Origin of the sequence: Mucilaginibacter sp. OK283, assembly GCF_900110415.1 — a bacterium.
Lineage (GTDB): Bacteria > Bacteroidota > Bacteroidia > Sphingobacteriales > Sphingobacteriaceae > Mucilaginibacter.
On the sequence record NZ_FODR01000014.1, the window covers coordinates 40,072 to 66,715 of the forward strand.

At 38.6% G+C, this 26,644-nt stretch carries 24 protein-coding genes; all 24 read right to left on the minus strand.

What is annotated here, in order from left to right; translation table 11 throughout:
- Positions 1–111: 111 nt before the first annotated feature.
- The 24 genes from BMX56_RS25230 to BMX56_RS25345 all read right to left on the minus strand — a co-directional run bounded on the left by BMX56_RS25230 (position 112) and on the right by BMX56_RS25345 (position 26,430).
- Positions 112–2,067, minus strand: a complete 1,956-nt coding sequence (locus BMX56_RS25230) for a polysaccharide biosynthesis protein (protein WP_090652486.1) — start codon at positions 2,065–2,067, stop codon at positions 112–114.
- Between the two features lie 26 nt (positions 2,068–2,093).
- The gene (locus BMX56_RS25235) at positions 2,094–3,131 is read right to left on the minus strand and encodes a GNAT family N-acetyltransferase (protein ID WP_090652487.1); all 1,038 of its coding nucleotides are present in this window, start codon (positions 3,129–3,131) and stop codon (positions 2,094–2,096) included.
- 26 nt (positions 3,132–3,157) lie between these two features.
- On the minus strand, positions 3,158–3,664 hold the full coding sequence (locus BMX56_RS25240) for a GNAT family N-acetyltransferase (RefSeq protein ID WP_090652488.1): 507 nt from the start codon (positions 3,662–3,664) through the stop codon (positions 3,158–3,160).
- Positions 3,661–4,632, minus strand: a complete 972-nt coding sequence (locus tag BMX56_RS25245; RefSeq protein ID WP_090652489.1) for a hypothetical protein — start codon at positions 4,630–4,632, stop codon at positions 3,661–3,663. The genes BMX56_RS25240 and BMX56_RS25245 overlap by 4 nt, the downstream gene beginning before the upstream one ends.
- A 31-nt stretch (positions 4,633–4,663) precedes the next feature.
- On the minus strand, positions 4,664–5,467 hold the full coding sequence (locus BMX56_RS25250) for a phytanoyl-CoA dioxygenase family protein (RefSeq protein ID WP_090652490.1): 804 nt from the start codon (positions 5,465–5,467) through the stop codon (positions 4,664–4,666).
- 16 nt (positions 5,468–5,483) lie between these two features.
- Entirely contained in the window at positions 5,484–6,638 is a 1,155-nt protein-coding gene (locus tag BMX56_RS25255) for a glycosyltransferase family 4 protein (protein ID WP_090652491.1), read from the minus strand.
- 189 nt (positions 6,639–6,827) lie between these two features.
- On the minus strand, positions 6,828–8,258 hold the full coding sequence (locus tag BMX56_RS25260; RefSeq protein ID WP_090652492.1) for a pectate lyase family protein: 1,431 nt from the start codon (positions 8,256–8,258) through the stop codon (positions 6,828–6,830).
- A 205-nt stretch (positions 8,259–8,463) separates the two neighbouring features.
- Positions 8,464–9,546 (minus strand): NAD-dependent epimerase, encoded by a 1,083-nt coding sequence (locus BMX56_RS25265; protein WP_090652493.1) that lies wholly within the window; start codon positions 9,544–9,546, stop codon positions 8,464–8,466.
- A gap of 233 nt (positions 9,547–9,779) precedes the next feature.
- Entirely contained in the window at positions 9,780–10,256 is a 477-nt protein-coding gene (locus tag BMX56_RS25270) for a hypothetical protein (RefSeq protein ID WP_090652494.1), read from the minus strand.
- 41 nt (positions 10,257–10,297) lie between these two features.
- The gene (locus BMX56_RS25275) at positions 10,298–11,371 is read right to left on the minus strand and encodes a glycosyltransferase (protein WP_090652495.1); all 1,074 of its coding nucleotides are present in this window, start codon (positions 11,369–11,371) and stop codon (positions 10,298–10,300) included.
- Positions 11,372–11,373: 2 nt separating this feature from the next.
- On the minus strand, positions 11,374–12,282 hold the full coding sequence (locus BMX56_RS25280; RefSeq protein WP_090652496.1) for a glucosamine inositolphosphorylceramide transferase family protein: 909 nt from the start codon (positions 12,280–12,282) through the stop codon (positions 11,374–11,376).
- Positions 12,279–13,010: a hypothetical protein gene (locus BMX56_RS25285; protein ID WP_090652497.1), complete on the minus strand. Its 732-nt coding sequence runs from the start codon at positions 13,008–13,010 to the stop codon at positions 12,279–12,281. The genes BMX56_RS25280 and BMX56_RS25285 overlap by 4 nt, the downstream gene beginning before the upstream one ends.
- Before the next feature lie 15 nt (positions 13,011–13,025).
- Positions 13,026–14,867: an asparagine synthase (glutamine-hydrolyzing) gene (asnB, locus tag BMX56_RS25290; protein ID WP_090652498.1), complete on the minus strand. Its 1,842-nt coding sequence runs from the start codon at positions 14,865–14,867 to the stop codon at positions 13,026–13,028.
- Between the two features lie 32 nt (positions 14,868–14,899).
- Positions 14,900–15,961: a glycosyltransferase gene (locus tag BMX56_RS25295; RefSeq protein ID WP_090652499.1), complete on the minus strand. Its 1,062-nt coding sequence runs from the start codon at positions 15,959–15,961 to the stop codon at positions 14,900–14,902.
- A gap of 35 nt (positions 15,962–15,996) precedes the next feature.
- Positions 15,997–17,208, minus strand: coding sequence for an O-antigen ligase family protein (locus BMX56_RS25300; RefSeq protein WP_090652500.1), 1,212 nt, complete (start codon positions 17,206–17,208; stop codon positions 15,997–15,999).
- Positions 17,209–17,221: 13 nt separating this feature from the next.
- The gene (locus BMX56_RS25305) at positions 17,222–17,815 is read right to left on the minus strand and encodes a sugar transferase (RefSeq protein ID WP_090652501.1); all 594 of its coding nucleotides are present in this window, start codon (positions 17,813–17,815) and stop codon (positions 17,222–17,224) included.
- A 1-nt stretch (position 17,816) separates the two neighbouring features.
- Positions 17,817–19,061, minus strand: coding sequence for a DegT/DnrJ/EryC1/StrS family aminotransferase (locus BMX56_RS25310; protein ID WP_090652502.1), 1,245 nt, complete (start codon positions 19,059–19,061; stop codon positions 17,817–17,819).
- 67 nt (positions 19,062–19,128) lie between these two features.
- Positions 19,129–19,932 (minus strand): DUF2334 domain-containing protein, encoded by an 804-nt coding sequence (locus BMX56_RS25315; protein WP_090652503.1) that lies wholly within the window; start codon positions 19,930–19,932, stop codon positions 19,129–19,131.
- A 9-nt stretch (positions 19,933–19,941) separates the two neighbouring features.
- Positions 19,942–21,084 (minus strand): glycosyltransferase, encoded by a 1,143-nt coding sequence (locus tag BMX56_RS25320; RefSeq protein WP_090652504.1) that lies wholly within the window; start codon positions 21,082–21,084, stop codon positions 19,942–19,944.
- Positions 21,085–21,108: 24 nt separating this feature from the next.
- Positions 21,109–21,966, minus strand: a complete 858-nt coding sequence (locus BMX56_RS25325; protein WP_177183915.1) for a glycosyltransferase family 2 protein — start codon at positions 21,964–21,966, stop codon at positions 21,109–21,111.
- On the minus strand, positions 21,963–23,132 hold the full coding sequence (locus tag BMX56_RS25330; protein ID WP_090652506.1) for a DegT/DnrJ/EryC1/StrS family aminotransferase: 1,170 nt from the start codon (positions 23,130–23,132) through the stop codon (positions 21,963–21,965). Before BMX56_RS25330 ends, BMX56_RS25325 begins: the two co-directional genes overlap by 4 nt.
- Complete coding sequence (locus BMX56_RS25335; RefSeq protein WP_090652507.1) at positions 23,129–24,568, minus strand: lipopolysaccharide biosynthesis protein; 1,440 nt, start codon at positions 24,566–24,568, stop codon at positions 23,129–23,131. Before BMX56_RS25335 ends, BMX56_RS25330 begins: the two co-directional genes overlap by 4 nt.
- 10 nt (positions 24,569–24,578) lie before the next feature.
- The gene (locus BMX56_RS25340) at positions 24,579–25,877 is read right to left on the minus strand and encodes a nucleotide sugar dehydrogenase (RefSeq protein ID WP_090652508.1); all 1,299 of its coding nucleotides are present in this window, start codon (positions 25,875–25,877) and stop codon (positions 24,579–24,581) included.
- Positions 25,867–26,430: a UpxY family transcription antiterminator gene (locus BMX56_RS25345; protein WP_090652509.1), complete on the minus strand. Its 564-nt coding sequence runs from the start codon at positions 26,428–26,430 to the stop codon at positions 25,867–25,869. The genes BMX56_RS25340 and BMX56_RS25345 overlap by 11 nt, the downstream gene beginning before the upstream one ends.
- Positions 26,431–26,644 lie beyond the last annotated feature (214 nt).

Sequence of the window (26,644 nt, forward strand, 5' to 3'; positions counted from 1 at the left end):
TAATTCATGAAAAAAAATCAGGTTATCAAAAGTGCAAATAACAAATTAAGTTATTGTCTTAAAGAGATATAAAAGTTGTAAAAATATGATACATGTCATTTTTTTGGGGCTTTAGCACCGTATGCTCACTGGTATCCGGGCATCCAATTTTTCATATCGCGAATTATTGCTAATAAAGTCGGGCAGAATATTTTTCATTTTGGCTACCATTAAATCAATATCCCTGCATAAATTAAGTTCAAGTAGTTCATTTACAACCTTATTAACATCAGCGTATTTTACAGGGATGGTTTTTGAAATTTTTATATCCTTGTTGTAAGTGGGTATAACTTCCTCTTCAATGTTTAGCAGCTCCTCGTAAAGCTTCTCGCCGGGCCTTAGGCCGGTATAAACAATTTTTATGTCTTCGCCAGGCACCATTCCCACTAATTTTATCATGTTGGCAGCCAGATCGGCAATTTTAACAGGCAGTCCCATATCAAATAAAAATATTTCGCCGCCATTGCCCATTATCGCGGCTTCAATTACAAGTTGCACAGCTTCGGGTATAGTCATAAAATACCGCGTAATTTCGGGATGGGTTACGGTAACCGGTCCCCCTTTTTCAATTTGTGCTTTGAACCGTGGTATTACCGATCCGTTTGACCCCATTACGTTGCCAAAACGCGTCGTAATAAATTTAGTTTGATTTAGCACTCCATTACATAAATCGCTACAAAAAAAACGGTTGTCAAATGTTTTGCTGTTTAACGATTGAATATACATTTCGGCAATGCGTTTTGAAGCACCCATAACATTAGTTGGCCTTACTGCCTTATCTGTCGATATCATCACAAACTTTTCTACACCAAACAAGACCGATATATCGGCTAAGTTCTTAGTACCTCCTATATTTGTCAGCACCGCTTCTGTGGGATTATTTTCCATCATGGGCACATGCTTGTAAGCCGCCGCGTGGAAAACAATTTGCGGCCTGTACAATTCAAACAAGCTTTTAATACGGGTTTCGTTTTGGATATTGGCAATAAAAATACGCGCTTTGTCGGCATGTATTCCCTCTTCAATCTCTAATTGAATTTCGTGCAATGGGGTTTCGGCCTGGTCGCACAACACCACAAATTCGGGTTCATATCCTAAAATTTGCCTTACCAGTTCAGATCCTATTGAACCTGCTGCGCCTGTTACTAAAACTCTTTTACCCTGTATATCATCAAAAATATGCTTACACGAGAGTTTAATGGGCTTACGTTCAAGCAAATCTTCAATTTTCAGATCCTTAAACTGCTTTAAATTAGGTTGGCCGTTTATCCATTCATTTGATGGCGGAACTGTAATTACCTTGATACCTAATTCAACACACTTTGCTATTGCCGTTCTTTTACCTTCGGTTTGTATATCTTCAGACGTTATGAACATTTTTTTGATACCGTATTTATTGTTCAACCTGGTAATAGCTGTAATAGGATAAACCCGCTTTTGCTCAAGGCACTTATAAACTTTGTCGTCGCCTGTGTCGATAAAGCCCTGAACATTTATCATAAACCCCCGCTGGCCTTCCAAAGTATTCTTTATCAGGATAGAAGATGTACCCGAACCATATATCAAAACATTTTCTTTTTCTATTTTATACCCGGGTTCATCAAAGTATTTAAAAACGTCTTTGATAACAATACGCATGCCCATCAGCAGCGATGAGGAGATAAAAAAATTAATAAACAAAACATCTCCTAAGCCTTGCAAATTTATGTTAAGATATGTTGCGAACACCAAATGATAAATTATCACGAAGGCAACAGTGCTTACAAAAACAGCTGTAAGAATGCGCAGCATGTCGCGGGTGTTTGAATGCCTTATAATATGCGTGTGTACCCGCATTACTAAAAAGATAAACACGGCGTTACTGCAATAAAATGCTATATAGTAAAGGTTGTTCTGTTCCAGATCGAGTTTACCTTTTACCGAAAACGACAAGCATAAGGATATGAGGACAATACCAAGATCGGTTAATAGTATTAGCCACCTTGAATGAAATTTGTCCTGAAACAATAAATTCCTGAGGTATATCATAGCAGTTAGTTGTTTAGGTAAAAAAATTATGCGTAGCGATAGAGTGGGAAAAAATCTATTTCCGGGTTATTGTTAATTCCTTTTTGAGCAAGTAAATTTTGATAAACGGCAGGGTTTGCAATATAACGCCAGGTGTTAAATTCAAAATGTAATTTCGAAAATGCGGCTTTCCATTCAAAAAGTTTATCGTGTTTGTAGCCAAGGCCACCACCCAAATTATAATATCTCATCCCCTCGCGCCTGCCAATGAGCGTAATTTCGTCAACCAGAAACTTTGTGGGGCTTTCGTGCAGATATTCGGCCCGCGTGCCAACCAAATGAGCCTGTATAATATCGTTGGTAAAAGTTATAATGGTGCTTGACATAACAGTGGCACCGTCATAAACCATTAGCACCCGTGCATCATATTCATTTGTATTGCATATGTTGTTAAAATATTGATCATTGAATAAATAAGAATCGGCTGCTCCTACCCTTTTCATGCTCTCCCTATAAATACCGGCAAAAATCTCCAGGGCCTTTGGGCCCTTTTCTTCTACTACCCTGAACCCCTTTTTCCAGGCATGTTTAATGGCATCCATAGTGCTTTGCCGGTAATCCTCACGCTGGTCGTCAATGCTTTTAAACAAATCAATCACTACCGTTTTGCCATTTGAATGTACCCCTCCAAATTTATCAAGCAGCTTTTGCTGCTTGTAAAAGGGATGCATTCGAATAAATAGCGAAATGTAATTGCTGCCGGAAAGAAAGGAAATAAATGCACCCCTAAAATTCTCAATAAAGCTATCCTCAAGGTTTTCCATCTTTTTGTTCGAAACCGGGCCCGAGAATCCATAAACACAAGTAAGGTCAAAAAAATCCGTTCCAGGTATATTACGTTCAATTAACGGGAATACGATATAGTCATCGCCCTGCTGGTATACAAATAAAAGCGGCCGGGATTTACTTTCAAGTGAATTTTCGATAGTGTGATAATGCCAGGTATGATAAAAATCATATTCGGCCGCCCCCCGAATGTAGTTTGTCCACTCTTCCCTATTAAGAATGGTTAGTACTTTTGTCATAATTGGTATGGTCCTATTGTTGTATGTTAATTCTTACAGTTTTGTGCAGCTATGAACTTACTTTTGGTAATATTCATACAAATAAGGTCATCTTGTTTACCCTTAATTTCAAAGCCAGCCTTTTCATATACTGTTATGGCCGATATATTTGAGGGGTGAACCTTAAGATAGATAAGGTCCAGTTCTTTTATCAGGAAACCATAATTTAGAATTTTCATAGTTGCCTGGTAACCAATGCCTTTACCCCAATAAAGCCTGTTGCCGATAAAAAGATGTAGTTCGGCATCATGAGCGGTTAAATCTAACAACTGAACGTTACCTATATAGGTATTAAGTTCTTTAACGCAAATTGCAAATCGTGCCTGATTTTCTTTAAGTAATTCGCCCTGCAGCCAGGCGGTTTCAATCACTGCAGTAATGTAATTAACTGGTTTGTAGCCTGTGTAAATCCAAATTAACGGATCGTTGCGCCAGGCGTAAGAAACCAGTGCATCTTCTACAACCAATGGCCGTATGTATATTGATATTGTCATAAAAAAACGCGTAAGGTGTTTAACATATAATACATATCCTGCAAATTATAGCGCTGATCTATTGGTAACGGAACCAAGCAGCGGGCAAGGTAATTTTCATACATACTTTTTTTAGTCCATTTAAAAACGTTTGGCCAATAAGTAGCTACGTATATTTTTTTTTGAATTAAATGAACCTTCAAGTATTTGTCGTTGCACAAAAAGGGGTAAACCATGGGCGCACAATCCTCGGGGACTTCAAATTTCAACAAATTATACTCATGCAGGTGCTTATGTAAAAAATGAAAATTCCGCTCTCTTATCTTCGCACAGGCATCATAATCAATACCCGAAAGTATTTTTTTAGTAACCGCAGACATTGATCTTATCTCGTTGTTTTCCAAATCTTTATTACTTTCTTTAAAAGCTTCATAACCTTCCTCTATTCCACAATCAATACTTTTAATAAGGTAGGAAAACCGGTGAATGGATTTATCTATGGGTAGTTTCTTTGCCAGCTTTCTTTTAATTTGCAAATATGCCCCGTCCGAAACACCAAAAAATTTGCGGCACGAATAGAAGGTATCTATTTTGGGCAACGGCTCCGAGAAAAAAGCCTGTGAGTTATCAATTATCAGGTTACTAATTTTGTAGCTTAATGCCGTAACAGTCTCTTGTTTTAACCCGAAGTAGTTGGTGTACAAAAAACAGGCATCATGTTCGATATCGAAATTAATTATCGGATCAAGATTCTTGTCAATTGAATAAAATTGGTATCTGATGCCCAGTTTATCGATGGGCTCAAGTAAAACATCGCACGTAAAATATGGGATATATATTTTAGTATATCCTTTTTGCCTTAAAATATACTCAAGGGCATTCCGTCCGGTGTTTAAATGAATCAGGTTTGGATAAAATTCATTTCCCACAGGCAATTCCAGCTCTAAATATCCACCGATGGATTTTAAAGCGGCTCTATTATTTTGCATAGCCGTAAATTAGTTGCGATTTAAAGGCTGTTTAGCCCTGATCCCGTTGATACATTCTTAGGTGCGAGGGCTGATAGTACTCTTCCAGACTTTCGGGTACCCGGGCATTATAACCTATTACCTGGCGTAAGCCGGGATTAAGCTGCGCAACAAAGTCGTAACCTAATAATCTTGGGTAATCCATTTGCTGTTTAAAACACGGGCGGGTAAACCCTAAAGTTAATGCCCGGCGTACATCATTTGTAGTATTTTCGCCGGCTGCATGCCAAATGTTTGAATCAAACAATATTATACTGCCCTTGGGTACAATAGCTCTGTCTGCAGTGTCAAAAAAATAATTTTCGTTAGGCTGCAACGCCGATTTGTGCGAACCTGAAAGAAAATGCGTAGCGCCATTAGCTTCGGTAAAATCATCCAGTGTAACAATCATTTGTAGCAACAACTTGGCATCAGATACAAAAGTTCGCGTATCGCGATGCATGTTGCTCAGGTAAGGGTGCGCATGTTTGGAGTGTATCACCGCGTTAATACCGTTTAATATGTATTTGCCCCCTAAAAATTGTGCTATTTCATCATCACAATACATTTTTTGAAGAAAAGGAATACTAAAATTATTTCTCTCTAACAAGTGATGCAGTGTACCCTGCATGTTGGCACTTATATTATTTTTTTCCTGGATAGCTCTTCTAACTTTGTATGCTACTTCAAGGTCGGCATTTATTACATCCAAAAAAAAGTTATCAATCGCATTTTCATACACTACCCAACCATATTGGCGCATAGATTCCGGAAAAGTGCTAAATTCCTTCTCGTTATACTTAAATCTATTTTTCATATCTGTTTAATCCGTTTTATATTAATGATCTTGTTTTTAGCTGCATAATTTCCATCATGCAAGCATTAATAAGTTTCACATCAAATTTTTCTTTAGCCAGCGTTAATCCATTTAATCCATGTTCAACAATATCTCCGGGGTGCTGAATATAATGTTGAATTTTAAAGATCAGCTCGGCAACATTTTTAACAGGCACCAAAAAACCATTTGAAGCAGCGCCAGAGATGACAGTTTCGCGGCAGCCAACAGAATCGCAGGTGATAATTGCCCGCCCGGTAGCCATAGCTTCCAGCAAGCAACGTGGGATACCCTCGCCGTAATAGGACGGAAGAACAACAACAGAGGCTTCTGAAATATAAGGCCTTACGTCATCAACTTCCCCAATATATTCTACGGTATCGCCATATTGAATTTTGAATAGAAGGTCGGCGTTAATTGAATCAATATTTTTATCAGACGAGCCTATAAGCTTGAATTTCACTTCGGGATACGCTAAACGGGTGATTCGGGCCGCTTCATAATATTCATAAATGCCCTTTGCATTTATAAGCCGCGAAATCATCAGGAAACTAATGGCACTGGTATCCGGCAATGAGCGCCGGTAATGGCTTAAATCAACCCCCGAACCGTTAACTACAAAAGCCCGGTGTTTAGGTGTTAATATTTTCTTACTGAGTAGCGTTTGATAGTCGTCCTTATTTTGAAAAATGATTCTTAATGACGGACTTGCCCTTAGGCTAAATTTGAGCATTTGTTGCGCCATGCGACTCACCAGCGACTTTTGGCTGCCAGGCACAAAACTATACCCAAGCCCCGATAGCATTGGCGTTATTAGTTTTACATGGTTTAGTTTTGCCGCTAAAGTACCATAAATAACAGGTTTTAGCGTATAGGGGAAAAAAATATCGGGCCGCACACGTTTAATTAGTTTATAAAGCGCGATGGCATATTTTACATCTTCGATGATAGCAACGGTACTGCCTTTTAACTTATTCTCGTGAATAATCACGTTAAGCACATTAAGTTTTTTGCGCATGGCCAGCGGTAACGCTGGGGTAAAAACATATACCTGGTGTTGTTTAGCTAAATCCTCGATGAGTTTTCCTCTAAAATCGATTAATGATTTAGCCGAATCACAGGCTATTAGTATTTTTTGCCTGGTAACTATCATAAAAATGGTGTGATGTGGTTTAGATTGGATATTAATGTTGGCCTATTAAAGCAAGCGTATTTTTTATAGGGAGTAGAGTTTTAAAACATACGGTTTAAAGATTAAAAAAGTGACACGGAAGAAACTGAAATAATGTCCGGACTACTAAACCGTAATCCGGACATTTTATAATTAGATTAAAAAAAATTATTAGTTAGAAAGTATTGCCCCAGCTCCTTTTTGAACTATAGCAGGCACGTTTGCAGCAGCGTCGAGCACTGCGCTGTAACTATATTCAGGTACCCATGTAGATAATGCGGTTGTTATATCGTTTGCACCACAATTTGAATAAATGTTGGTGCTTACCCCGCTAAAGTATCCCGGAGGGTCGCCGGCAAGGTTGGTACTTATTGGTTTATGGCAGCCTGAAAAATATTCGTTATCTGTACGGACAATTCCGTTAGCCCTTGCACCCAAACTATAGCTACTGTTATTCAAGTGATAGTTATTGAATACATGTACACGGCCATAGTTCATATCGGGCTCCCGTTCGCTAACATTATACCAAAAATTGTGGTGCAGCGTAACATGTAAATGACCAATATCTGACTCATGTCCGGCAATACCACCACTTATCAGGAGCGACAAATTTGTATCGTGAAACCGGCTCCAGGAAACTGTAACAAAATCTGAAGCCCTTGTTATCGCTATGTCTTTACCCCAATAATCCCATCCATGACTACGATCTGTAGAAAAGTCGCAATGATCAACCCAAACATGCGTAGTTGAAAACTTGATCATCAAAGCGGCATCTGTTACATAATTTTTAAAGGTTATATTTTGAACAATTATATTGTTAACCGTAAACATGTACAGTGATATACCTGTTATTGTTGCTCCTGGCTGACCGATAATTGATTTGTTGGATGATACATACACCGGATCATCACCCGAGCCTGCAATTGTACCACTTACGTATACTATTTTAGGAGCACTGCCCGATAGTGCTGTTTTTAAAGCCGCCAGTGTCGATACTGTTACGGTGGCACCTCCGGCACCTCCTGTTGTTGTGCCATTATACATTGCATAACCCATTAATGCCGATGTTACACCTGTTTTAGTTGCCGAACCAGTGGTAGTAGTTGTTGTTGTTGGGGTAGTAGTTGTTGTTGTGCCACTTGCAGATCCGCCAAAAGTGTAAGTGTACTTGCGTCCATTTGTTGCCGGGTTTGTATTATCAGACGCCGAGAAATATAAACTGGTGCCCCAATGGCTAAAACGCCCTTTACCAAGGTTACGTATATCGTCATGTAACGAGTGCGCGGGACTTAACTCAACCCCATTTTCAAACAATCTCAGTGTTGATGCTGTAGGTGCCGTATTGGAATCACCAGAGCTACTTAACGGGTAAGTAGTTTTATAGGCATACCCACCATCCGACTTAATACCGGTTAAATTTACAGCATAACTTGTTCCTGTAGTTGCTGTTGTAGCAAATGAAGCCGAACTTGCTGTTAACTGGTCTTGCGACAAATTATCAGGAGTATCCTGCGTTCGTTTACAACTGCCAAAAAAAATAATTGTACTTAGTACCAAGCTGAATACAGCCATTTTGTTGTAGTGTTTTTGTGTTTTTTTCATGCGTTTTTAATTTTGGCTTTTCAAACGAGACTGTGTTTGAAAAATTACGATTAAAAATTTTCCGCGATGAATAGACTGGGTTAATTAAAAGTACAAAAAGGGGGTTTATTACAACCTGAGGCTATAAAAAAGTGTAAAACTTAATTGTAAAGAAAGTGTATAAATTGCACACTTCGTGACATTAAAATGACAAAACTATTTTTTTTCAGGACAATATCGCCGATTGGGCACCAATTTCAACTTCGTAAAACTGTTTATACCAGGAAATAAAACGGGCTACTCCTACCGAAACGGAAACCTGGGGTTTATATTTTAAAACTTCATCCAAATTGGAAACATCGGCACAGGTTTCGCCTACATCGCCGTCTTGCATGGGCTTTAGTATCTTTACCGCCTTAATACCAACCTGGCTTTCAATCTCACTTACAAAATCAAGTAGTTTAACAGGTGCGCCCCTGCCTATGTTGAAAACCCTGAATGGCGCCGCTGATGTGGCAGGATCGGGATGGCAGGCATCCCAGGTGGGATTTGCTTTGGCCGGCCCGTCAACTACATGGACGATACCTTCAACAATATCATCAATGTAAGTAAAATCACGTTTCATATTACCATTGTTAAAAACCTCAATTGGTTCGCCTGCCAATATAGCCTTTGTAAAAATAAATAACGCCATATCGGGCCTTCCCCACGGGCCATAAACTGTAAAAAAACGCAATCCTGTTGTTTTTAAACCAAACAAATGGCTATAGGTATGTGCCATCATTTCATTTGCTTTTTTTGATGCAGCATATAACGACACCGGGTGATCGGCAATATCGTGTTCACTGAATGGCATTTTTTTGTTCAACCCGTAAACGCTTGACGAGCTTGCATAAACCAGGTGCCCTATTTTAAAATGCCGGCAACATTCCAGGATGTTAAGAAACCCTTTAATATTTGAATCGATATAAACTTCGGGGTTTGTTAAGCTATAACGAACGCCTGCCTGCGCAGCAAGGTTGCATACCGTATCAAATTCACCGGCTTTAAAGATGTCTTCCAATAATTCGCGATCCATCAAATCTGCTTTTATAAACGTGTAGTTTGGATGTTTTATGCTTTTAATCGGTTTGCCATACTCAATGTTTGCTGCATAAATACCGGTATTTTCAAGCCGGGCATATTTAAGCTTTACATCGTAATAATCGTTTAAATTATCTACACCAACCACGGTGTCCCCTCTTTCGAGCATTTTTTGGGCCAAATGATAGCCAATAAAACCAGCTGTACCGGTAATTAAAATTTTCATGAGTATGAGTTTAAGTTTTGGAAGAATGCTTGCTGTTGAACCAGGTGCCTGGCAGATTTTATGGCCCTTATGCTTTCCGACTGGAGTCGATTCTGGCCCTGATTTTATTGGGTTTTATTGTAGTTGCTATAATAAAACCCAATAAAATGTATTGTGAAGAAGATGTTTGGTGTTGCGATCACGAAATGCTTTTTTGCATTTGCAAATACCGTATAGTATAAAATATTGCCAGCTTATTTCATCTTATAGCTATATTTTCTGCCGTTATTGAGTGGGCTGGTGTTATCTGAAGTTGAGAAATATAGTTCATCGCCCCAGTGACTAAACTGTCCGAGCCCATACACCCTAATAGACTTGTGGTTAGAATGTGCAGGAGATAATTCGACACCATTTTCAAAAAGGCGCAATGTTGAAGTGTTTGGTTTGTCATTTGAATCGCCGATAACCGGAAGGTGATATCCAATTTTATAGCAATACCCCGAGTCGGATCTCAAACCTATTAAACTTATTGGTATTAAAGCAGCTGTATCCGTTACCGTATTCGAGGTATCTTTAACGTATATGATAGAGTCGTGTACTAACCTTACCGTATCATGTAAGACAGATGATGGTGATAAAGCTGCTTTTTTGCAGCCGCCAAATAATGTATTACCTATTGCCAGCGCAAACAGGACTAATACTTTCAAAAAAGGTTTGATTTGTGGTTTCATGATCGTTTAATTAAGATGAATATTTGTTACTTTAAAGAAATCTATTTTATAAGGGACGTCATTATGGAATGGATAAAAACCTGTGGGCTTCTGCCATCTAAATAATGCTGATTTTGCTCCTGGTAATGAGCTGTTGAATTCAATGCTGTTCTGATTGCATTTGTGAGTTCGCTTTCGCTGTTTATATCGGCCTTAAAAACACCCTCTATATCCTCAATCCCGCCGGCACATTTGGTGCATACAACTTTGGGATTCAGGCTCATCATTTGCAGCAAAACGTTAGGAAAACCTTCTTTGATAGATGACACAACACACGCCCTGGAAAGTTTAAAATATGGCATTGGGTTTTCAACCCACCCCTTCAAAATTACGCGCCCGCTCAATTGGTATTGGGCAATTAATTTTTCGAGAAGGCTCCTTTGAGGGCCATCGCCAAAAATCAGCAATTTCAAGCCGGGGAATTCTGCCTTCAATATATTGAAAGCAGCTATTAATATTAAAAAGCCTTTTTCGGGAATCAATCGCCCGGCCGCACAAATAAATTCAGTTTCGGCATCTGCGTCATTTAATGCAGCCTTTGCATTAACAATATTTTGCTTTATATCAAGCGGATTTGGCTGTACTATTAGCGATTCGGGAATAACAAACGAAACATTTTTTATAAAATCACAGCGCATTTGTTTTGTTTGGCAAACAACCAAATCAACAGCAGGGTATCCTAAACGATAAGATAGTTGATAACTCCACTTTTTAAGGCCGCTGAACCGTGTAAAAACAGAAGTGCACTCTCTTACAATTACTTTTGATTTTAAAAATCCTATACGCTTCAACAAACCCAGATAAGCATTTAAATAAGGGTGTGTGCTAACAATTACATGACCTGTTCTGAATGCTTTTAATGCCTTTATAACACCCAGAAAGCCAATAATTAGGCTGTTTTTTGTAACGTACGTAACGTTTAGTCCGAAAGGAATTTTAAGGCCTCCTTTAGCTACTTTTTTTAAAAATATAAGGGGGGCTTTACTGGTTGCTGCGCACATTAGCAAAATATTTTCTGCCCCGTTTGCCTGGTCAGACATGGACACAAAAACTAACTTGTATGTATTGGGTTCCATTGTCAAAATTTGAGGTTCCTTATTTTTCCGATAATTTTTTTTAACGGTCCCAGGGCACTGAATACTTTTCGTTTTCCATCAATAACCATTAAGCCGCCCGCAAAATTTATAGTATGCAACCCCTTATCATATGGCGGCTGCGGCAGTAATTCAAACACTGTTTGATATTGAAATTCTGTTTCGCTTATATTGGTTATTTCATTTATCATTACCGACCCGCCATAACATTTTTCGGGGTTTTGAGTGGGCATGTAGAGTCTTTGGTCAACTATAAACAACCTGCCGGCTGATCGGTTAACATTAAAAGCAACATTTATTGGGTTTAGGCTATGTGGTTTAAAAGGAGCATCCAGGCCATCGGCATGAAAAATATAAAGTTTTCCGGGCTTACGGGACATACTGCTAAACAGCCAGTATTTATTTTTGAAATGAACTATTGAACTATCAACAAAAGCCTCCCCCTCTAACAATAATCTTATTTTTTTAAACCTGCAGGGGTCTTTTTCGTCAATCTGGTATAAAGCAACTTGCCTGGCCGTTGCCGTTTCAGGGATGCAATAAAGTTGATTCTGAACTGTAAACAAGTAAGGATATGACAAATGTATAGCATCGTTAACGATGCCTTTGACCTTTTTTTTGCTTTTAAAAAGCATATCGTCCGTCATCATGATTTCGCCCTTGCCTTTCCAAAAATTCAGCTCTTCATAATAAAGATGTGTTTTACTGTTTACCTGTATTACAAAAGGATCTGCCGCATAATCAACAGTATCCTCAGTAAGCCAGTTAACATCCCCATTGAGTTTTTGCGTAAGAATCAAATTTTCTGGAGTTTGGCGTAGATAACCAATATTCCACCTATCGTATAAAAATATTTTATCCAAAAATTTGCTTATCGTTTCGGTTATTTTCATACCCTTACTATTTTTTTTATAAATGAGTAAACAACAACCAATATTGGTAAGTAGTCGTTTTCAAGAACCAGGGTGCCTCCAAAGCTGTCTTTGAATTGATTAATCTTAGCGAGCGACTCATCCGAAGTTTGATAAGCGTAGCCGCCGAGATCGTAGCTCTCAAAACCTTGCTGTTTAAAAAAACACATGTCTTTAAAGTGTAATAGCCTGTTGGCGCGGCCGATAACCGCTCTTGATTGCTTGTCTGATTCGTTTCTGAAAAGCGACGCAGAGTGTAACAGCCGTACCCTTTTCAATGTATTATCGCGTAGGTAGGCGTGCATTACAACATCCTGTCCATTATAAATTGCTTTTGTAATTACCAGGGACGATTGATATTTATAAAAATCTTTTGTTAGTTTTTTAAGCTGTTTTGTTTCGGCAAAGGAATTATAGAATTCTATGAAACGCCTTAAACCTGTTTCCATCACGGTAATAACGCCATCTTTAATGGCACGTCTTATTTCGTATGTTGTATTCTGTTCAAAGCCAGCTTCAAAAGTTTCTTTTGAAACCCTTAGATCAATTATTTTGGTATAAAATGATTCTTTTAAATATCCCGGGATAAAGCCGCTATATGAACTTTGTTTATAAGAGCTACACAAACAATTCCAAAAGTTGGGCTTGTGGGCAAACCATATTACGTTGTACGGTATAACCCTAATTAAGGAACTTTTAACTTGTACCATGAAAATATATCTTTTTTAAACCGGTTGATATTTAAAAGACCTGGAGGCTGTTTGGCTTTTTAACCATTGCGTAAAAACTAACAACTTCCATATCTGTGGAAACCGATTCCACTTGCCATCCATGTGTTGATTGACCATTGCCAATGCCTTTGGAGCGTTAACCCCCGGAATATTTTTGAGCTCGTTTAACGTGAGGTGATCCATTACATAATCTTTTAGCTCGTTTCTAAACCACCACTGTAGTGGTACAGTAAAACCTGACTTTGATCTGTTAAAAAATTCGGGGGGGACATGTTGATATAAAATATCCTTTAAAATCCTTTTTTGATGTCCGTACTTAAACTTATAGTCATCGGGCAGATTTTGCGCGAAAGTAACTACCCTATGATCCATTAATGGGGCGCGCGCTTCAATTGCAAACGCCATTGACGCACGATCTACTTTTGTATTGATATCGCCATTCAAATAGGTCTTAGTGTCGAAAGCCGACATTTGTTGCAAAATGCTAAGAGATTTCATTGACCAGATATCCATAAATGGCACTTCCAATCCCTTTTCAGGGTGGTCAAGCCAGGAATATTCTAAGCCACCGAGCATCAAACCATATAATGAGCTAATTTTTGAACTACAAAGCCCCAAGGCAATCAATTGGTGACGATAGTTTGGCGATAAACTTATAACCCGGGCTAACTGCTTTCGCACCGAAAGCGGGCAGCTAAATAAATGGTTAACCATATTAAACCACTTATACCGGCTATACCCCATAAAGCTTTCGTCGCCCCCATCTCCGCTTAAAGCAACGGTAACGTATTTTTTAGTGTATTTGCTCAACAATAACGTTGGTATTGCACTTGAATCTGCAAATGGTTCATCGTAATATTCGCCAAAGTTTTTAATTAACTCAATACCTTCCCCACTGCTGCATTCAATTTCATGATGGTCTGTTTGTAAATAATTGGCAATTTTTTTTGCGAATATGCTCTCGTCAAACCCCTTTTCGTTAAATTTTATGCAAAAGGTTTTTACTTGTTTGTTATGCTGTACCGCAAGTGCCGTTATTAATGAAGAATCTATTCCTCCGGAAAGAAAAACACCAACATTGACATCTGCCTGCATCCTGATGTCTACCGCACTGGTTAAAAGACTCTTGAGCGAGGACCTGGCATCAAAATAGGAGCCTTCATATTTGTTTACAAAATTGAGATCAAGATCCCAATATTTATTCATCTTAAACGTACCCGTACCTATTGTGAAAGTAAAAGAATGTCCGGCTTCAAGCTTCTTTATCTGTTTCCATGCCGATTTGGGTTCCGGCACATAGCCCCATATCAGATACTCCTTAACTGCCTCTTCATCCAGGCGGGTATTTCTGCCTATGCAAATTTGCGACGGCTGGCTTCCAAATTCAAAATCAAGGCCTCTGTGTGTATAATAAAAGGGTTTTTTACCCAAACGGTCCCTTGCTCCAAACAACTTACCAGAAAGGGTATCGTAAATTACGAAGGCAAACATGCCAATAAACTGATAAACACAACGCTCACTGTACTCAAGATAGGCAGCGGCCAGTACCTCGGTATCCGAATTGGTAAAAAACTGGTGGCCTAAATTTTGTAGCTTTACTTTTAAATCCTTGTAATTATATATTTCGCCATTAAATACAACTTTAATATGCCTGTAGCTAAAGGGCTGGTTTGACCTGTGGTCCAAATCTACAATTGCGAGACGGTTATGGCCTAAAACAACCGGGCCAACACGTTCAAAAGCAGAGTAATCCGGACCGCGAAAACCCACCCTTTGTAGTTTGGCAACAATTACCTCGTCTGGGTATTGGGTAGTTGCCCCATAAATTCCACACATATATAAATGATTAGGTTATAAGGTAAATAAGCTTAGTTTAGTATAAGCATTTCGTATGATTTACCAATTTTATCAAGGGCAAAGCGATTATAGATATCGGCTTTTATCTCTTCATGATGCCAGGTTTGATTGCAGGCACGGATAATATGTCTTTTTAAATTCACTAAGTCGTTTTGCTCAGCAACAAATCCATTGAAGCCCTCCCTTATTAATTTGCTAATACCTCCAACACGGAAAGTAACTACAGGAACTCCAACTGAGAGCGATTCGAGCACTACGTTTGGAAAGCCCTCAGTAAAAGAGCTCAAAACCAACAGGTCGTTCCTGGCAATTTGCAGCGCAACGTTGCTTATTTCGCCAGTAAAAGTTACCCGGTTGCAAAGATTGTTTTGGCAAACAAGTGTTTTTAGCTCTTTCATTAAAGGCCCGTCACCAACTATTGTTAACACATAATTTGTTGGGAGGTCTTTAACAATTTCAAGCAAACGAAGCAGTCCTTTTTCTTTTCTTAACCGGCTTACAACCACCAGGCGTTTTAATCCCGATATGCTACGGCCATTTTTGAGCAAATGTGACGGAAGAATCGGGTTATGAATTACAGTTAATTTTTTAACGGGAATGTTGTAACACACAGCCATTTCGCGAAGCATCTCCTCCGATTGGCATACAATAAAATCGAAACGAAAAAACAAAAACCTGGTGAAAAAATTATAAAACCTGGCTTTAAAATCATAGTACTGACGCATTTGAAAGGGGTTATTTGAGGCCCTGGCTATTAAGTTAGGTACCTTTACAAAGCAACCCACCATTGCGATCAAAATGTTTATATGGTCGGTTGTTGAAAAAACAGCATCTGGCTTTTCATCTCGAAGCAATTTTAATAGCTTAAAAAATGACTTCGACGCCTTAATGGTATTCAAGTTGATAAAACGGATCCCTTTTATATCAGCAGAAAAACATTGATGATGACCGCTCAAATAAACAACCGATACGTCATATTTTTCGTTGTTAAAATACTGGGAAAGCAGCCAATAAACGCGTTCAGAACCTCCGGCTCCAAGGGAACCAACTACCAGGAAAATTTTCTTTCTCATACAGGGGCCGTGTTAAAATTTAAGGTGATTTTCTCTCAGGTAAGTAAAATATCGTTACCGGTATCTGATGTAACGTTGTATTGAAGTATTGCGAAATACAAAAATACTGTTGGCCCATCTACGCTTAACAGCCAACCATTGTGCGATAGTGCATTTATTGAAATAGCAAAAAACGAGAAAAATAAAGCCAGATATAGAGGCTGATTTTTTTTATGAATATTTTTAACTGTATTCCAAAAAAGGGAAAGTATACGATAATAAATTGCCCCTAATAATCCCAAACCTAAAAATGGACCCAATAAGGTAACAAACATCAAATAAGCGTTATGCGATGACAAACCAAAAGGGAAAGAAGGATTTCGATAAGTAACCTCATCCCAGGTTTTTCCATAAAATATTAGCCCAAAGGGATAATTTGCTACTATTTTAAGATTTTCTGCTGCCAGATCTGCACGATTAAAATCATTCGCTTCTTTTGCAGCATTTTTTGACAATATGTTATTCTTATTGTCGAAATTGCCTTTTAACATATATGTATAAGCTGCAAAACATACCAGAATGGTAATTATGAGCAAAAAAACAGCCTTGTATCGGTAGTAAATAATCAAAAATATTGCTGTTGCTGCACAAAAACTTATAAATGCCGACCTGTTCATGCCAAGATAAATACAAATCAAACAAGAACACAGCACAACTAATTTAATGAGTAAATTTTGCTTAAAAGTAAATGCTGCCACCAAAATCATTGTGGTAAAAGCCGCAACCTGGTAACCAAAAGTAAACTGAGTTATTGACAGTCCTGAAGGGCTTTGTTTAACCTGTTCATCAAGCATTGCAATCCTTATAGGATCAATAATCGATGCATAGTTGTGGTCAAGTATCATGATGATCATTGACACCATCAACAGTAAAAAAAACAATACTATCGATGTAACAAACCTACTTCTGCTGGAGCCGACAAAATAATTAAAATATAGCGCACATATAAAAATTGTAATTAAGGTGGCAAAAAAAGAGCGATAATCATTCATTCCCACTATATTGTATAAAAACAAGGCAGTGATAAAAAAAAGCATCTCTTTATAGTATAAAAAACGTGTTGCAGGTTGCCCTGCAAAAAAAATAAGGGGCAAACCAAATACAGCGGGCGCGGGTATTTTCACTGTCTCTGTCATAAATATGCCAAATGCAAGGACATATAGATAGAAAATGACAAAACAATAAACCAAAAGCTTTTTAAGTTCCATAAAAGATCGCAGCTTATTTAAGTAATCTTTTAAGGGTGCTTAATATAATTCTGATGTCCATCAGGAAATTTCGATTGTCAATATATTCAAGGTTTTGAAATATTTTTGACGGCAAAATTGTATTTACATAAAGCCTCTCCGGGTCTTCGGCAGTTGCCAAAAGCTCATTCTCATTAAAGTATTTGATAGAGGCCCAGTCGGTTAAACCTGGCTTTACACTAAGTACCCTTAATTGCTGAACGCTGTAAATTGCAACGTACTTACTTACTTCTGGCCTGGGGCCAACAAAACTCATATCGCCAATAATAATATTTATCAATTGTGGCAGTTCATCCAGTTTATATTTGCGAAGCCAATAACCCACGGTGGTAATCCTAAAATCGGCGTATCCAATGGTTAACAAGCCTGCCCTATCTGAAAACTCATACATGGTTCTGAATTTAAAGAGGTTAAAATCCGATCCATTTTTGCCGATTCTGCGCTGTACGTAAAATACGCTTCCTTTTGAATTGAATTTAACAGCCATAGCTATTATAATTAATAACGGGGTTAAGGTTATCAATAAAATCGAAGCAAAAATCAAATCGAAAATTCTTTTTAAAATCATTTCAAAAATCTGTTATTGAGGAAGTTTTCAATTGGCTAATTTGCTTGTTTACAGCATTTTTTACAGTTTGTATTATAAAGTCCACTTCTGTATTAGATAATTGGGGGTAAATGGGGAGTGAAATTTCATTTGCGTACTGAGCGTAAGCTACTGGGTAGTCTGCAATGTTGTAACCTAATGATTTAAATAAAGTTAACATAGGTAATGGTATAAAATGAACGTTAACACTTACGCCTTGCTCCGTAATATCTTCTATAATCTGGTCTCGCTGCGACTCAGATATTCCCCTGATTCTTAAAGAGTAAAGATGATAGGAAGACTCACGGTTCCCATCAATAAGTGAGGGCGCCATAAACCAATTCATTTGCCTAAAGCTTTTGAAATATTTTATCGCAATCAGCTTTCTTAAAGGAAGCAATAACTGCGTATATATTTTTATTTGGGCCAGGCCAATTGCGGCGCATACATCGGGCATATTTATTTTAAGGCCCTGAAATAATATATCATACTTCCACCCCCCACCGTTCGATTTAGTGAATGCATCTTTAGTTTGCCCATTCAGGGTAAACATTTTCAAATACCTATACTCATTTTCAATATTGAAGGTTGCCGGCAAATTCAAACATATGGCCCCCCCCTCTGCTGTTGTTATATTTTTAACGGCATGAAATGAGAAAATAGCAATATCGGCTTCCCTTGAGGCTGCAACTCCATGTATCGTAGCTCCCAGGGAATGCGCAGCATCGGCAATTAGCAGTATTCTGCCCAGTGTCGTTTGCTTGTCATTTGTCGGCTCAAATAAGTTTACAATTTCGGGCCTGCCTATAATCTCATTTAAAGCCCCGTAATCGCATGGCCAGCCGGCAACATCAACTGCAATAATCGCCTTTGTTTTGCTGGTAATGGCTTTCAAAACGGCTTGTGTAGATATACAACAATCGTTATCAACATCAACCATTACGGGAGTTGCCCCGCAATGCAGCACGCATAAAGCAGTAGCGCAGTAAGTATAAGCGGGTACAATAACCTCATCTCCCTCTTTTACGCCAAACCATTTTAACATCAGTATAGCGCCCGACGTCCATGAATTTACACACACAGCCGCTTTGGCTGTTGTTAAATTTACTATCTCGTTTTCAAGTTCGGCTACCTTAGGGCCGGTAGTTATCCATTTAGAAACAAGTGCATCAATAACCTCTTTTATAACAGATTGGTCGATAAAAGGAGGTGAAAACGGAATTTTCATATAAGAGATAGAAATGGAGTGAATAAATTAATTTCAGAAAAATGTTCAGGTTTCTGCCCTCTGCCGGTTAGGTTGGGATTTTTTCGGCCTCAACAAGCAGAAAACTTATGTAGCCCCGAATCAGGCGTTTGTATATGCAGAACTTCTCTTTTATGAAATCTACCCAACCATAGTTTACAAATGATAAATCGTCAAGCGAAACAAAGTGCTTATGATACTTTACAATAAAGTCTTCGAGTTCATCAAAGGCACTATCAGTGCAGGTTTCGGGGTGATAGTTAAAAGTCCAGGTATTTTCTGTTTTGGGTTCAACTTCAGATAGTTGTACAGGGATCCAGTTAAACCCGAACCGGACGTAGGGCGATTTTAATAGCCCATCACTTATTACCTTAATATCGGTATACTTCTCCAGCGCCATAAGTGTGTTCCTGTCAAATGTATGTGCCGGTGCTATAAACAATGAAGGGCGAACCTTTTCACGACGAAATATTGCAGCGGCAGCTTTAATCTTCTGCTCTTGTATCTGTGATGGTAAGCCTGCGAATTCTGATCGCTTGTTCATTTTTAGGATTCCAGAGTTTCGATTTACGTAACAGTGATTATATCCGTGCATCCCCATAATATACCCTTTACTTTGAAGCCCGCGTACCATCGGCCAATAATTTGAATTGAATTTTCCGCGGCTTTTTAGTTTGGGGTCCTTGTTATCAGGTATTACAGCAATTATTGGTTTAATTTTATACTTGTCAAACAACCTAAAAAAACGCTGCCATTTATCTATATCATTAGTTGGACACAAATCGTCCAAACGGATTAAATATTGTAACATATGATTAAGATTAAATTCGAATGAAAAATTTGCCGGCATCATGTTTTAAGTTCAGGGTACATTAGGCGTATACCTGGCATGCTTGTTTATTAAACCCGCCCACTCACCTAAAATTTTTTGTGCACTGTTGCTTTCACAAATATTTCGTGCTGCTCCCCCTATCCGTTCCCTGAGGCCATTATCGTTGTGTAAACAAACTATCGCATCCGCCAACTCAACAATCGACTCCTTAGCTACTAAAATACCGTTATCGCCATCTCTGATAATCTCCACAGGCCCAAAGTCACAGTTTACCGCTATACAAGGACAACCTAAGCTCATTGCCTCGACCAATGCATTAGGATAGCCTTCATTACGGGAAGGCAACACAAACATTTCGGCCTGGCTATAATAATCCTGCAGGTTAGTTTTTGATCCGGGAAGCAATACTTTTTCCTGTAGTCCGAGGCGATGGATCTGGCAAAGAAGATTTGATCTTTCTTCGCCTTCGCCTATTATTAATAAATCAGTATCGTCAAGATTGGCGAGGCCGAACGCGGCAATCAGCATGTCAAAACCTTTAACAAAGGCTAATCGTCCGACGCCCAATATAAATTTCCGGACGTGTACTTTACCCGTAGTTACCCTATCAAATGTTGTTACTGCGTTCATTATCCTGTTTATATTATCCAGATGTTTAAAAGCTGTTATCTTTAACAGGCAGTCTCCTACACCCTTTGCGCTAACAACCACGGATGCCGATTTGAGATATATTAATGCGGCAAGCTTCTTATGCAGATAACCAAACTGATTTACACTCCGGTTTGGCGATGTTCGTTCGGATACGATATACGGGGTATTGGTAAAATAGCAGGTTATGCCCGCCCATATATTGGCCGATGTTATAAATGATATTGCACAAACAGGCTTTTCGGCTCTCAACAATTTAATCAGCACATAAAAGGTTTTTAAAAAATAGTACAACCGGTATACCAGGCTATGCCGTCTTCGGCTTAATATTTGAACTACTTTTACATCTTTGTCAATAGCATAAGCTGGAACATCCTGATTTAGTGAAACGATTATTGATTGAAAATTTAACTTATTAAAATGGTTTGCCAATGATATTAATACTCTTTCGGCGCCGCCGCCCATCAGGGTAGGAATAATAAAAAACAAGCGGGGTTTTACTTGTAAATCGTATTTTATTTTCATGAAGGTTTGTTTTTCCCGGATGAATTAAAGCAGGTATTTAATAGTGTTGTAGGCCCTTTTTATTTGCAGATTACTCAACTCAAAAAACAAATACCTTTTAATATACAAACCAAGTAGTTTTCTTCTCAGTAACCTTGGATAGGAGAAATTCCTTATAATTAAATCAAAGTCGCTTATCATCCTTTTCATCCTTGTATTAGCGTTTATCATGCTCCATATTCCGCCTTGGTGGTTACGGTAACAACTCATTACTTCGGGCATTACATATACTTTTTTACCCGTATGAAAGGTGGCATAAAGTTTAAAAATCTTATCGCCGGCATAACAATTAAAAAACAACTTACTTAAAAATAAACTATGAACTATTGGGAGATTACGGTAAAGTACCGTTGCTGTTTTTGTTTCATCTTGTTTGCCGGCAAGCAAATCATGATAGGTATGCGTTAGTGGCACCGGCCTAGGGTGTGCGTATATTGTTTGGTTATCGGCAGTAATAACGCGGGTATAATGGCAACACATAACATAGCCAGGATTAGATTTTAAAAAATCTACCTGTTTTTGCAACTTATAGTTATCTGTCCAATAATCGTCGCCCTCGCAAAGTGCTATATATGTGCCTTTACACGCTTCAACACACCTGATAAAATTACGGTGAAAACCTATGTTTTCAGGAGATGTGAACACCTTGATCTTTCCCGGATATTTAACCGAAAACTGATTGATAATGAATAATGTATTATCTGTAGAACAATCGTCGCCAATAATTATTTCGAATTTGAAATTTGTTTGCTGCCTCACGAAATTATCAATAGCCTGTGCAATAAATTTTTCGTGATTATAAGTAATACAGCAAATACTAACTGTAATTTCGGTTCCATTCATATTTTGCCGTTTTTTACATTTAATTCCCATTCAATTTTATCCGTTACCAGCTTACCAAAGCGATCTGGCCTCGGTTGGCTTCCCTCGGTAAAATTTTGAGTTCGTAGTAACAAACGGCAAATCAGATCCAAATCTGACAATCCTAAAGTATGATATAAAGGAAGACACAAAATGCGGGACGCTATACTGTCGCAAATAGGCATTTCCGCACTGTTTACATACGGTAAACTTGATAAAGAAGGAAAAAAATACCTACGACTGTATATTTGCGCCAATTCAAGTTTGGCCTTGCTCTCCAACATTAGCTCCTCCGAGCTAAACAAGACCGGGAAATACGCGTAATTATAATCGTCGGCATTTTCAACTTTTTGAAATTGAACGTCCAGGTTAGTTAATCGCAGCATATATTGCTCGGTTAAATACCTTCTTTTTTTTAATATCTCATCGGCATAGCGTAAATTACAAAGGCCCATAGCTGCATGAAATTCGCAGTTTTTTGCATTGATGCCTTGTTCTGAAAAGCAGTCAACTCCAGAAAAACCAAAATTGCGCATCAACGCCAATTTTCTCAGAATTTCCGGATCCTGGGTAAATACTGCGCCCCCTTCTATGGTATGAAATAACTTTGTTGAATGAAAACTGGTTGTGCTGATATCGCCATATTCGAATACCGACCGATTTTTATACAAGGTACCAAAGCAATGTGCTGCATCGTAAATAACTTTTAAACCATACCTGTCGGCAATGTCCTGTATAGCCGCAATATCGCAAGGGTTACCAAAAACATGCGTAGCCAATATTGCTGTTGTTTTTGAGGTAATTGCAGCTTCAATTTTAGCGGGATCGATATTATATGTTTCCGGATCAATATCAACAAAAACGGGAGTGCATTCTTGCCAAACAATTGCGCTTGTTGTTGCCACAAAAGAAAATGGCGTGGTAATAATCTCGCCATGTAATGACAATGCTTTAATTGCAAGCTGTAACGCAATTGTACCGTTTGCAACATATAACAAATGATTAACACCCAGGTATTCTTTAAGCTTCAGTTCAAGCGTATTTACCAACGGACCATTATTTGTGAGCCACTGGCGTTCCCAAATACTTTTCACATAATCGCAAAATTCTGTTTCTGTAGGCAGAAACGGCTTGGTTACAGGTATCATTTTTTAAGAATTAATTGGTTAAAATCTTTAATCGCCGAAAGTTTCACTAATAAGCCTGCGCCAAAATAAACACCAAAATAAATTATGAAAACAATGCCAATTTGCATAATTGCGGGGGTATAAAGGCTGGTTAGCAACATATCGAGAAAGTAACAAGTAAAACCTAACGTACCGGCTATAGCCAAAATGGGAAAAATATCCTCAATTTGTTCCCTTACCGGGTAGGCTATTAGCCTGCCACTATAAACTGAATTGATGTAATAAGCAATAAGGTTAAAAAATAGCTGAAAATACAACAGACCGTATATCCCAAAGGGGATGAAAAGCAAAATTCCGGCAACGCTTAATATTTTTTTTAGCACCTCCAACTTAAAAAACAGAGCGCTTTTACCCAATACTTTTAAAATATTCAGATTATATACATGAAGTGGGTACATAATACCGCAAAGACATAATATCTTAAAAAAAGGCACAGCGGGTAACCACTTATCTGTTAATAAAATATGAAAAAGCGGCTTAGCAATTAAACTCAGAAATATTAGCGCCGGTGCATTCCAAAACACAACCTGTTGCATTAGCTTTTTATAAACATCTTTTAAACGCACCGGATCATGGGCTATTTGTGCAAACATTGGGTAAGCAACCTTATTAACCGCGGTAGAAATATTACTTATAGGCAACTGACTAATGGTATCTGCACGCCAATAAAAACCAAGCAGGCTTGCAGAAAAATATTTGCCAATAATTATTAAGTAAAGGTTTTGATAAACAGTATCCAATAAACCAGATAAAGTCATTTTATACCCAAACGAGAAATGTTTTTTGAAACACTCCTTGTCAAACAATAAAGCCGGGCGCCACGGCGAATAGATCCAATGCATTGCTGTTGATAAAAAAGATGTACATAATCCCATCCAAACCAGGCTCCATACCCCATAACCTAACCTTGCAAGCAGGATGCCCAAAAGCCCTCCTCCAATGGCTGCCGGAATCTGAATGTTTGTTTGCAGTTTAAACTTCATATCTTTTACCAGTAAAGTACTTTGAACACCAAAAAAGGCATTGATAATTAAAATAAGTCCGTATACACGTACAATGGCTGTTAAAAGCGGCTGTTTATAAAAATCGGCAATGAAAGGGGCAGCAAAAAATAATACACCATATAAAAAACAACTGCCCAACAGGTTAAAATAAAAAATTGTCGAAAAATCGCGCTCATCTGCATCTGGGGTGCGTATCAACGAAGCCGTTAATCCGCTATCTAACAGCGAATTGCCAATTGCAATAAAAATTGCCAACATGGCTATTAAGCCAAACTGAGCGGGATCAAGCATACGGGCCAGAAATAAGGAGATCAGGAACCCAACAATTTTTGAACTCACCTGCTGCCATAAGGACCATAGAATGCCCGATACGGTTTTTTCTTTATAATTCATCTGAGTGATATTACAGGCGTGCGTTTACCAGGCCATCCGGTAAAAAAGCTTTCAGATCATACAGCACAGTGTGAGGTTTACAAAGGCTGGCTAAATTGAGGTCTTTAAACTCATTATGAGCAACCGCGAGTAAAATACCGTCGTATTTTCTTTCTTTCGATTCGCCGTTTTCGCAGGTTATGCCATAAATCCGGTTTGCCTGCTCTGCGTTAGCCCAAGGGTCATGAACATGCACCTTTATCTTATATTCTTCCAACCGTTTAACAATATCTATTACCCGGGTGTTTCTTACATCGGGGCAGTTTTCTTTAAAAGTAAAGCCAAGTACCAGCACTTCGGCATCTATCAGCGATGTTCCTTTGCGCGTTATTTGCTTTATAAACTGATCGGCAACGTAAGCGCCCATTGAATCGTTTATGCGGCGTCCGGCTAAAATAATCTCAGGGTGATACCCAGCTTCCTGGGCCTTTTGAGCAAGGTAATATGGATCGACCCCGATACAATGCCCGCCAACCAAACCCGGTCTGAAATTTAAAAAATTCCATTTTGTACTGGCGGCCTCTAATACCTTATTTGTATCAATCCCAAGTTTATTAAAAATCATGGCAAGCTCATTTACGAAAGCTATGTTGATGTCGCGCTGGGCATTTTCAATCACCTTTGCCGCCTCGGCCACTTTTATCGAATCGGCCTTAAAGGTACCAGCTGTAATAACGGAGTTGTAAAGTTTATCTACGATGTCTGCAGTTTCGGCCGTTGAGCCCGAAGTGATCTTCCGGATATTTGCTACAGTGTGATACTTATCTCCCGGATTAATTCGCTCGGGGGAGTAGCCTGCAAAAAAATCGACATTATAACGTAATCCAGATACTTTCTCTAATATGGGCATGCATTCGTCTTCGGTAACACCCGGATAAACCGTCGACTCATAAATCACAATATCACCTTTTTTAAGTACTTTCCCAATCAACATGCTGGCGTTTATTAAAGGTGTCAGATCGGGGCGATTGTTCTTATCAACGGGTGTTGGCACTGTTACAATGTATCTTGTACATGGTCGTAATTTTTCGATATCGTCTGTAAAAAACAACCCTGTTTGTGTTGTACACACCGGCGTTATCACTGCATTCAATTCATCTTCGCTAATTTCTAAAGTATGATCGATACCGGTTTTCAGCTGGTTAATTCTGGCTAAATTTATATCGAAACCAAATACTTTATATTTTTTTGCGAACTCAACGGCCAGGGGCAAGCCCACATACCCAAGGCCTATAATTCCAATTTTTGGTTGGTACTGTTCAATTTTCATGGTTTTGATTTGAATTTTGTATAGTTAAATTTTGCATAAGAACACGGGTTACCAAAGCACAGTTAATACTGTCAAACACCATTAAAACGTGCTTGCCTTTAATTTCAACCACTTTGCCTGTTTGATTGGTAAGCACACCGGCCTTTATTTTCACAACATCGCCTATCGCTAATCCTTCCAGGCTTATCATCTCTAAGTCTTTGTAATTGTCAAGGTTGTACTTTATTTGGTCGATAATATTATCTCTCACCACAGCTGGTCTGCCCATATAATACACATAGCCCATTACGCCTAAAACGTACAGTACTTTGGCCTGTTCAAAAAGATCAACCCTTACAAACACGTACGAACTAAACAAGGGTAGGCTTACCTCCTTTTTCCTATCAGCCCATTGGTTAACAACTTCCCTGACAGGACAATATGATTCGACGCCTTGCTGCTTTAACAATTTGTCAACCTTTTTTTCCCAGCGGGGCCTGGTATAAATTACAAGCCATTTTTTTTCGCGCAAATTTGATATCGACACTTTCGAGGTATTTAATGAAGATTGCATGTTGGTATTTATTTGTAAAAGGCAGTATTTAAGGATTGGCTACGGCTTCGCCATCTCACTTACATGATGCGGCTATTTGTTTTTTGATATGTGCGTTTAAGCAAAGGGCTTAAAGCAAGCAAACTGTAAATGCAGCCCTATTTAGCTTGGGGTTGCTTTTGAAAAACACTGTTCCTGGCTGGCTCACTACTTTATATAGCTTCGCCAATCCACT

What these genes read in the sequence shown, in the direction of transcription:
- BMX56_RS25230 (WP_090652486.1), bottom strand. Translation starts at nt 2,067, where the DNA reads ATGATATACCTCAGGAATTTATTGTTTCAGGACAAATTTCATTCAAGG.
- BMX56_RS25235 (WP_090652487.1), bottom strand. Translation starts at nt 3,131, where the DNA reads ATGACAAAAGTACTAACCATTCTTAATAGGGAAGAGTGGACAAACTAC.
- BMX56_RS25240 (WP_090652488.1), bottom strand. Translation starts at nt 3,664, where the DNA reads ATGACAATATCAATATACATACGGCCATTGGTTGTAGAAGATGCACTG.
- BMX56_RS25245 (WP_090652489.1), bottom strand. Translation starts at nt 4,632, where the DNA reads ATGCAAAATAATAGAGCCGCTTTAAAATCCATCGGTGGATATTTAGAG.
- BMX56_RS25250 (WP_090652490.1), bottom strand. Translation starts at nt 5,467, where the DNA reads ATGAAAAATAGATTTAAGTATAACGAGAAGGAATTTAGCACTTTTCCG.
- BMX56_RS25255 (WP_090652491.1), bottom strand. Translation starts at nt 6,638, where the DNA reads ATGATAGTTACCAGGCAAAAAATACTAATAGCCTGTGATTCGGCTAAA.
- BMX56_RS25260 (WP_090652492.1), bottom strand. Translation starts at nt 8,258, where the DNA reads ATGAAAAAAACACAAAAACACTACAACAAAATGGCTGTATTCAGCTTG.
- BMX56_RS25265 (WP_090652493.1), bottom strand. Translation starts at nt 9,546, where the DNA reads ATGAAAATTTTAATTACCGGTACAGCTGGTTTTATTGGCTATCATTTG.
- BMX56_RS25270 (WP_090652494.1), bottom strand. Translation starts at nt 10,256, where the DNA reads ATGAAACCACAAATCAAACCTTTTTTGAAAGTATTAGTCCTGTTTGCG.
- BMX56_RS25275 (WP_090652495.1), bottom strand. Translation starts at nt 11,371, where the DNA reads ATGGAACCCAATACATACAAGTTAGTTTTTGTGTCCATGTCTGACCAG.
- BMX56_RS25280 (WP_090652496.1), bottom strand. Translation starts at nt 12,282, where the DNA reads ATGAAAATAACCGAAACGATAAGCAAATTTTTGGATAAAATATTTTTA.
- BMX56_RS25285 (WP_090652497.1), bottom strand. Translation starts at nt 13,010, where the DNA reads ATGGTACAAGTTAAAAGTTCCTTAATTAGGGTTATACCGTACAACGTA.
- asnB (WP_090652498.1), bottom strand. Translation starts at nt 14,867, where the DNA reads ATGTGTGGAATTTATGGGGCAACTACCCAATACCCAGACGAGGTAATT.
- BMX56_RS25295 (WP_090652499.1), bottom strand. Translation starts at nt 15,961, where the DNA reads ATGAGAAAGAAAATTTTCCTGGTAGTTGGTTCCCTTGGAGCCGGAGGT.
- BMX56_RS25300 (WP_090652500.1), bottom strand. Translation starts at nt 17,208, where the DNA reads ATGGAACTTAAAAAGCTTTTGGTTTATTGTTTTGTCATTTTCTATCTA.
- BMX56_RS25305 (WP_090652501.1), bottom strand. Translation starts at nt 17,815, where the DNA reads ATGATTTTAAAAAGAATTTTCGATTTGATTTTTGCTTCGATTTTATTG.
- BMX56_RS25310 (WP_090652502.1), bottom strand. Translation starts at nt 19,061, where the DNA reads ATGAAAATTCCGTTTTCACCTCCTTTTATCGACCAATCTGTTATAAAA.
- BMX56_RS25315 (WP_090652503.1), bottom strand. Translation starts at nt 19,932, where the DNA reads ATGATGCCGGCAAATTTTTCATTCGAATTTAATCTTAATCATATGTTA.
- BMX56_RS25320 (WP_090652504.1), bottom strand. Translation starts at nt 21,084, where the DNA reads ATGAAAATAAAATACGATTTACAAGTAAAACCCCGCTTGTTTTTTATT.
- BMX56_RS25325 (WP_177183915.1), bottom strand. Translation starts at nt 21,966, where the DNA reads ATGAATGGAACCGAAATTACAGTTAGTATTTGCTGTATTACTTATAAT.
- BMX56_RS25330 (WP_090652506.1), bottom strand. Translation starts at nt 23,132, where the DNA reads ATGATACCTGTAACCAAGCCGTTTCTGCCTACAGAAACAGAATTTTGC.
- BMX56_RS25335 (WP_090652507.1), bottom strand. Translation starts at nt 24,568, where the DNA reads ATGAATTATAAAGAAAAAACCGTATCGGGCATTCTATGGTCCTTATGG.
- BMX56_RS25340 (WP_090652508.1), bottom strand. Translation starts at nt 25,877, where the DNA reads ATGAAAATTGAACAGTACCAACCAAAAATTGGAATTATAGGCCTTGGG.
- BMX56_RS25345 (WP_090652509.1), bottom strand. Translation starts at nt 26,430, where the DNA reads ATGCAATCTTCATTAAATACCTCGAAAGTGTCGATATCAAATTTGCGC.